This window comes from Agriterribacter sp., assembly GCF_035444585.1.
Taxonomy (GTDB): Bacteria; Bacteroidota; Bacteroidia; order Chitinophagales; family Chitinophagaceae; genus Agriterribacter.
In genome coordinates this window covers 1-6,719 of record NZ_DAOMOZ010000240.1, presented here as the reverse complement: position 1 = coordinate 6,719, position 6,719 = coordinate 1, and the positions used below count along the sequence as shown (strand labels likewise).

The following is a 6,719-nucleotide window of genomic DNA, read 5'->3' as shown; positions in this document are numbered from 1 at the left end:
ACCGGCTTTAAATGGATCGCAGAGCTGATCAAAGAAAAAGAAAATAGTGAAAATTATATTATCGGCGGAGAGGAAAGCTATGGCTTAATGGTAGGCTCAAAATTAAGGGATAAGGATGCGGTAAGCGCTGTAGCCATACTTAGCGAAATGGCCGCTTATGAAAAAAATAAGGGGAGAAGTCTTTTTGAGAAATTGATTGACCTGTATGTACAGTATGGATTTTATAAGGAGCATCTTATTTCCATAACCAAAAAAGGCATGCGCGGACAGGAAGAAATTACTGAAATGATGGAATCTTTCCGGAAGAATACCCCCAAAGCCATTAACGGTTCACCTGTTGTGCAGTTGCTGGATTATGAACTGCGGAAAGGCAAAAACCCCGCAACGGGGGAAGAATGGGAGATCAAACTGCCCAAATCAAATGTACTGCAGTTTATACTGGAAGACGGCAGCAAGATCTCTGCAAGACCTTCCGGCACCGAGCCCAAAATAAAATTTTATTTCAGCGTGAATACCAAACTTGGCAGTGCCGCTGATTTTGACAAAGTGAGCGCAGAACTGGATCAACGCATACAAAGCATTATCACGGATTTAAAGTTGTAACAGGTTTCGGAGAAAGCAGCAGCAAATTGTTAAAACCGTGTAATGCTCTATTAAAGCAACGCGGTTTTTTTTGTATGACATAACGAGGGGTTTACATCACTCCATAACCAGTCACCTAACATACAAATACCGGCATGAGTTACAATTACCTGCCATTAGACAGTAGCCAGTTAAGCTTTGAACAGGTGAAGCACCTGATAAAATACAGCCAGGATATCTCCATTACTTTTGATGCGCACGAGCGCATTGCCGGTTGCCGCAATTATCTTAACCGGCTGATGGAGAAAAGCGATCAGTTGTATTATGGCATCAATACCGGCTTTGGCTTTTTGCAGGACGTGGCGATCAGCAATGAACAGGTAGAGCAATTGCAGGCCAACCTCCTGATGTCGCATGCCTGCGGCCTGGGTGAAGAAGTACCCAAACCTATTGTTAGACTGATGCTGGCGTTTAAGGTAAAATCTTTGAGCTATGGTTATTCCGGCGTGCAGATTGACACAGTAAAGCGGTTGATGGATATGCACAACAATGATGTATTGCCGGTAATTTATACACAAGGCTCATTGGGAGCCTCCGGCGACCTGGCGCCGCTCAGTCATATGAGCCTGCCACTCATAGGCCTTGGCGAAGTTTGGTACAAGGGAAGAAAAATGAAAACAAATGAAGCATGGGCAAAAACAGGATGGGAACCTGTACACCTGCAGAGTAAAGAAGGACTGGCATTGATCAACGGCACACAGTTCATGTCGGCATATGGAATGTACAGTCTGGTAAAAGCTGCAAGGCTGATACAATGGGCCGATCTTATTACAGCCGTTTCATTTGATGCATTTAACTGTACAACTGAACCTTTTCATAAAAAAATACATGAGATCCGTCCGCATGCCGGGCAGGTAGCCACTGCAGCGGCCATCCGGAACTATATAGCAGGGAGTGAAATAGCTGCTGCACAAAAAAAACAGGTGCAGGATCCTTACTCTTTTCGTTGTGTGCCACAGGTGCACGGCGCTACCAAAGACAGCTTTGAATACGTAAAGCAGGTTTTTCTGCGGGAGATCAATTCAGTTACGGATAACCCCAATATTTTCCCGGATGAAGGGCTGGTATTAAGCGGTGGCAACTTCCACGGGCAACCGCTGGCCTTAACGCTGGATTTCCTGGGCATTGCCATGAGTGAGCTGGCCAATATTTCCGAGCGGCGCATCTATCAGCTCATCAGCGGCCAGCGCGGCTTGCCATTGTTCCTGGTTACAGACCCGGGACTCCATTCGGGCTTTATGATCCCTCAATATACTGCCGCCGGTATAGTAAGTGAGAACAAGCAATTGTGCACCCCGGCATCGGTAGATTCCATCTCTTCTTCCAACAACCAGGAAGATCATGTGAGCATGGGCGCCAATGCCGCTACAAAATGTTTGCGCATTATTGATAATGTAGAAAAAGTATTGGCCATTGAACTGCTGAGTGCAGTGCAGGCACTGGAATTTCGCCGTCCACTAAAAAGCTCAAATGCTGTAGAACAGGTCGTTGCCGCTTTTCGGAAAGAGGTATCTTTTAATACGGAAGACAGGGTATTGCATGATGACATGGTGAAAGCTGTGACATTTCTGAGCCGGAGTGCAGAGGAATACAACACACCTGCTTCAGGTAATTAGGTAAATTTAAATAAAGCTATCTTATGAAGTCAAAGAAACAACTTAACGTCCGCCATACACATATTAAGGATAGCAGGCTGGCCAACGGCAAATTGAAGTATACACTTTTGGGGGAGGGCGAAGTTCCTGTATTTGAAGCGATAGATCTGTTAAGAAAAGAAAATTACAAAGGATACTAAAGTTTTGAATGGGAGAAATTATGGCGTCCCGAAATTGCAGAACCGGAAACAGCCCTGGCCGATTATCCTAAGGTAATGAAAGCGCACTTTGGGCAATGATTGCTTATTCCAAAAATCGCTTCGTTTTAACCATTTATCGAAGCATTGGCGCGCCTCGCCGAAAAATACCATAAGCGCAGCGTTATCTTCTTATTTTCGGGTTCTGAAAATCCCTCTTTCTGTGATCATGCCGAAAATCCTATTTCTATGATCGTTTAACATTTGCATCAATGGCAAATTAAATGATCCGGGTATAAAGCGGAAAAGCCTTTTTGTTTCAACCAAATTTTATGTAATGAAAAAGCTTTTTCTCTTGGGGTTCGTGTGCTCGCTGTTCTTTGTTTTGTCATCCCGGGCACAAGTGATCGAAAAAACAGTGCCCTATCCCACAAAATCGCCTCAGATAGCAATAAATGTTCAGGGCACTTACAATGGTTTTTCTTATCCGGCCACTTATGGTGTGGCTATGGATGCCAAGCTGATGTTTAATGCACAGCAAAATGCAGATGCCTATAATCAATATGTAATTACCGTAAAAGGCACACATACCATACCCACCGATGGTCCGTTGTGGGGCTCATTCGATGATGGTAAATTCAATAATGTGAGCGCAATCATCCTGATGGCAGGCTACAGGTTCAACTTTGGCGCCCCACGCTACATGCACCGGGACTTTAAAAGAGAAACCGGAGGGTGGTTTATTGAACTCAACGGCGGCGGCGCCCATTATCGTTACTCCAAAACCAAACTCCGGCCGGTAATATCTTCAACCGTAGGGTGCGCAGTTGCTCCGCATCTCGACATCATTGGCTCGTACACCTATAGCGGTACATGGCTAACGAAAGAAAGAAAATTTCCATTGGCTGTTTTTGGAATGGGCATACAATATAAGCTCTAAAATAATGTTGCTCATGAGGTAGATGTTTGCCTTTGCAATCCAACAGCAATTTGGGATGGATTGCAATGTTTGAAGTTCCCGGTTATTTGTCACTTAATTCTGAAGCAATGGCTTTTAATGCATTCAGCTCTTTTAAATCATTTTCAAAGTCTTCTTTCTTCCTGTTTTTAAATGCCCCAAGTTTAAATGCTATAATATAAATGACCACGGTTACGGCCATAATAATAACCGTTTCAATCCATGCCTGTCCCGGTGATTTATTTTGCAGTTTGTTTGGTAAAAAGGATAGGGCTGTTAAAACACCTGCGGCCACAATGGTAGTGCCAAACCATCTCTCCATTTTCCTGCTCTTCTCCAATTCCGTAATTGTTTTTTTAAGAAAGCGTTCAATATCCACATGGTTTAAATTCACATTAAAGCTTTGCAGACTTTTAAAAAGGGAAACAAGAGCGAGTAGCACGCCGGTTGTTAAAATCCCGTAAGGAATATACTGCAATGAATATTTAAAATCAAAAGGATTACCGGCAAATATAGCTGTCAGGATCACCAGGTTCATCATCATTAAAATCATGTAAATCATGTTATCGCGCCTTATTTTTGCGACCCTCGACCGTGATCTTTCCTTTAGCATACTGTGCATAAGCTGTTCATTTAAACGTTGCGATAATTCAAGCTTTTGGTGGTATCGCTGCCAGTCTGCTTTTAATTGATCAATATTCATTGTAATTGTTTTTTATAAGTTCACTTAATTTATTTTTTATCCTGTTTAATCTTACGCCTACATTACTGTTGGAAATGCCAATAATTTCACTTATTTCATCGTAGGTTTTTTCATCTAAGTACAACATAATAACAGCTTTTTCTATTTCTGTGAGCTTTGCGATTGCCTGGTTAAGCGTACCAAGGTCTTCTTCTTTTCCCGCAGTTCCCAGCATATCCGGAATTTCAAGATCCAGCAGGGTAAGAGGACGTTTTTCGGGCTTCTTCGATTCTTTTCGGAAATTGGAGATGGCCGTGTTGAGCGCTATCCTGTAAATCCAGGTACTGTTGGCCGATGCTTTCCTGAAACCAGGGAAGGATTTCCAGAGTTGTAAAACCACTTCCTGGAACAGGTCTTTACGGCTTTCGGGATGGCCGCAATACAGGTTACAAACCTTGAATATCAGTGCGCGGTAATTGTTTATCAATTCAATGAATTCTTTTTCCATCCTCATTTTCCACTTTAATTCATTAGTCGTAAGTTCTATGAATTTCTTACAGTTTTTCCGTTTATTATTGAGAACTTCATTTTCAACCCGTTTAATACTTTCCATCCAAATGAGATTTCATCTTTCGACAAGCCCTGTATTCTATAAGGGTACTATATTCGTGTACCTTTCTGTGGAAGGAGTTTGTTTCCGTAATGAAAAGTTACCGCCCAGGTTTTGATTTGCGTTTAAGTCGTTGTTATAAGGTGCCGGTTACATCATCGTTAACAAAAAAATTATATACTTTCAATAAACGATGGTGTATTTAACGAATGCGGAGCCGGAAATGTTTACTTTTTTTGAAAGAACACCTGACCTGGTATGTATAGCCGGCAAGGATGGTTTTTTAAAAAGAGCAAACCCTGCTGTTATTAAAACGCTGGGCTATTCCGAAGCGGACTTGTATGCCCGTCCTATTGAGTCTTTCATACATCCGGAAGACAGGGAGTCTACACGCCGGGAGCGAATAAACCTGTTAAATGGGAAGGCGCTCCTTAATTTCCAGAACAGATATGTTACCAGGCAAGGGAATATTGTCTGGCTTGCGTGGACATCCATTTATTTCCCCGATAAAGAAATCGTATTTGCCATTGCAAAAGATATTACCGAAAAAAGGCAGATCGAAAAGCAATTTGAAGAAAAATATGCAAAATTGGTTATTGACAGTGAGATCGGAAAGGGTACAAGCATTACCGTGAGTATGCCCAAAACCTAACCTTTACTTTCCATAAGCGACATATCCTCATCATGTTTGTTTCTTTAGTACATTAGCGGATAAAAAAAATCAATATGAAGCATATCACAAGAAACATATTTATGCCGGTTGTTTTCATCCTGGCTTTATCCGTGTCAGCCAGTGCAGGGATCATTTCTTCTGCAAAACCGGCTGACCCTGCCATTGAAGGGCGCTGGGATATTACCATTGAAGATGGCGGGAAAAAATTCCCTGCCTGGCTTGAAGTGATGCATTCGGGACATAAGCGGCTGGTAGGGCAGTACGTGGGGATTACCGGAAGCGCCCGTCCTGTTTCCATAATTCATTTTACCGATGGAAAAATAAGTTTCAGCCTGCCGCCGCAGTGGGAAGAAGAAGATAATGACCTGTCTTTTAAAGGAACACTCCGGAACGATATGCTTACCGGCACCATGACGGCCGCAGACGGCAAAACATATAACTGGTCTGCGCGCAGAGCCCCTTTACTGATAAGAGAAAAAGCACCTGTATGGGGAACACCCATAAAGCTGTTCAATGGCAAAGACCTTACCGGCTGGAAAGCGTTGGGCAAAAATCAATGGATCGTAGAGAATGGCGTATTAAAAAGCCCGCACTCCGGAGCCAACCTGATCACGGAAAAAAAGTTTACAGATTTTAAGCTCCATATTGAATTTCGTTGTCCCACCGGAAGCAACAGCGGCGTTTACCTCCGCGGCCGCTATGAAGTACAGATAGAAGACAGCAAAGGAAAACAGCCGCAAAAGGATTTGCTTGGGGCGGTATACGGATTCCTGACACCCAGTAAAATGGCGGCTAAAGATGCAGGTGAATGGCAGGCATACGATATAACCCTCACGGGCAGAATGATCACGGTTGTGCTGAATGGCAAAAAAATAATCTGTAACCAGGCCATACCCGGTGTTACCGGTGGCGCATTGGATAGTAATGAAGGTGAGCCAGGCCCCTTGTATATACAGGGAGATCACGGTCCTATTGAATACAGGAATATTGTGTTAACGCCGGCCAGATAAAATCTATAGTTTATGGCCTGGGCGTTTAATCGTTTACCCGTTTCGGGCTGGCACAAGCAAAACAAAGGCAAAGCCTGCCAGGAAATGACGGAATAAATCTTTTTGATGCGATCAACGTATCCGTGCCTGTCTCTTTCCAAAAACATCACCAAAAATATGGGGCCGTCTTAAAAGTTATGTTTTGCCACAAAGACACTAAAGCACGAAAAAAATAATATCTGAAGATCAGGACTTTGTGTTTTAGTGCCTGCCCCGCCCGTACCGGCACGCCGGCCCGACGAAGCCATTCTGGTGGGGGCGGGCGTCCGGTTCAGTAGAATCTTAGCGGCATGTCTTCTATACCGGCCTGCCT

At 43.5% G+C, this 6,719-nt stretch carries 7 protein-coding genes and 1 pseudogene; 6 read left to right on the top strand and 2 right to left on the bottom strand.

Annotated elements, in window-relative coordinates:
- The 4 genes and pseudogenes from PLH26_RS18800 to PLH26_RS18785 form a co-directional block, all read left to right on the top strand.
- Positions 1 to 603: pseudogene (locus PLH26_RS18800) on the top strand (phospho-sugar mutase); the annotation flags it as partial.
- Between the two features lie 134 nt (positions 604 to 737).
- The gene (gene hutH, locus PLH26_RS18795; protein WP_324587568.1) at positions 738 to 2,258 is read left to right on the top strand and encodes a histidine ammonia-lyase; all 1,521 of its coding nucleotides are present in this window, start codon (positions 738 to 740) and stop codon (positions 2,256 to 2,258) included.
- Positions 2,259 to 2,281: 23 nt separating this feature from the next.
- Positions 2,282 to 2,437: a hypothetical protein gene (locus PLH26_RS18790; RefSeq protein WP_324587567.1), complete on the top strand. Its 156-nt coding sequence runs from the start codon at positions 2,282 to 2,284 to the stop codon at positions 2,435 to 2,437.
- 334 nt (positions 2,438 to 2,771) lie between these two features.
- Positions 2,772 to 3,374, top strand: a complete 603-nt coding sequence (locus tag PLH26_RS18785; RefSeq protein ID WP_324587566.1) for a hypothetical protein — start codon at positions 2,772 to 2,774, stop codon at positions 3,372 to 3,374.
- Positions 3,375 to 3,456: 82 nt separating this feature from the next.
- Here PLH26_RS18785 and PLH26_RS18780 read toward each other — a convergent pair whose 3' ends face one another.
- Both PLH26_RS18780 and PLH26_RS18775 read right to left on the bottom strand, forming a co-directional pair.
- Complete coding sequence (locus tag PLH26_RS18780; RefSeq protein WP_324587565.1) at positions 3,457 to 4,095, bottom strand: hypothetical protein; 639 nt, start codon at positions 4,093 to 4,095, stop codon at positions 3,457 to 3,459.
- The gene (locus PLH26_RS18775; RefSeq protein ID WP_324587564.1) at positions 4,085 to 4,582 is read right to left on the bottom strand and encodes an RNA polymerase sigma factor; all 498 of its coding nucleotides are present in this window, start codon (positions 4,580 to 4,582) and stop codon (positions 4,085 to 4,087) included. The genes PLH26_RS18780 and PLH26_RS18775 overlap by 11 nt, the downstream gene beginning before the upstream one ends.
- Before the next feature lie 295 nt (positions 4,583 to 4,877).
- On the opposite strand from PLH26_RS18775, the gene PLH26_RS18770 reads away from it, so the two are divergent.
- Together PLH26_RS18770 and PLH26_RS18765 are read left to right on the top strand one after the other, a co-directional pair.
- Positions 4,878 to 5,336, top strand: coding sequence for a PAS domain S-box protein (locus tag PLH26_RS18770; RefSeq protein ID WP_324587563.1), 459 nt, complete (start codon positions 4,878 to 4,880; stop codon positions 5,334 to 5,336).
- A gap of 74 nt (positions 5,337 to 5,410) precedes the next feature.
- On the top strand, positions 5,411 to 6,367 hold the full coding sequence (locus PLH26_RS18765) for a 3-keto-disaccharide hydrolase (protein ID WP_324587562.1): 957 nt from the start codon (positions 5,411 to 5,413) through the stop codon (positions 6,365 to 6,367).
- The last annotated feature ends 352 nt before the right edge of the window (positions 6,368 to 6,719 follow it).

What these genes read in the sequence shown, in the direction of transcription:
- hutH (WP_324587568.1), top strand. Translation starts at nt 738, where the DNA reads ATGAGTTACAATTACCTGCCATTAGACAGTAGCCAGTTAAGCTTTGAA.
- PLH26_RS18790 (WP_324587567.1), top strand. Translation starts at nt 2,282, where the DNA reads ATGAAGTCAAAGAAACAACTTAACGTCCGCCATACACATATTAAGGAT.
- PLH26_RS18785 (WP_324587566.1), top strand. Translation starts at nt 2,772, where the DNA reads ATGAAAAAGCTTTTTCTCTTGGGGTTCGTGTGCTCGCTGTTCTTTGTT.
- PLH26_RS18780 (WP_324587565.1), bottom strand. Translation starts at nt 4,095, where the DNA reads ATGAATATTGATCAATTAAAAGCAGACTGGCAGCGATACCACCAAAAG.
- PLH26_RS18775 (WP_324587564.1), bottom strand. Translation starts at nt 4,582, where the DNA reads ATGGAAAAAGAATTCATTGAATTGATAAACAATTACCGCGCACTGATA.
- PLH26_RS18770 (WP_324587563.1), top strand. Translation starts at nt 4,878, where the DNA reads ATGGTGTATTTAACGAATGCGGAGCCGGAAATGTTTACTTTTTTTGAA.
- PLH26_RS18765 (WP_324587562.1), top strand. Translation starts at nt 5,411, where the DNA reads ATGAAGCATATCACAAGAAACATATTTATGCCGGTTGTTTTCATCCTG.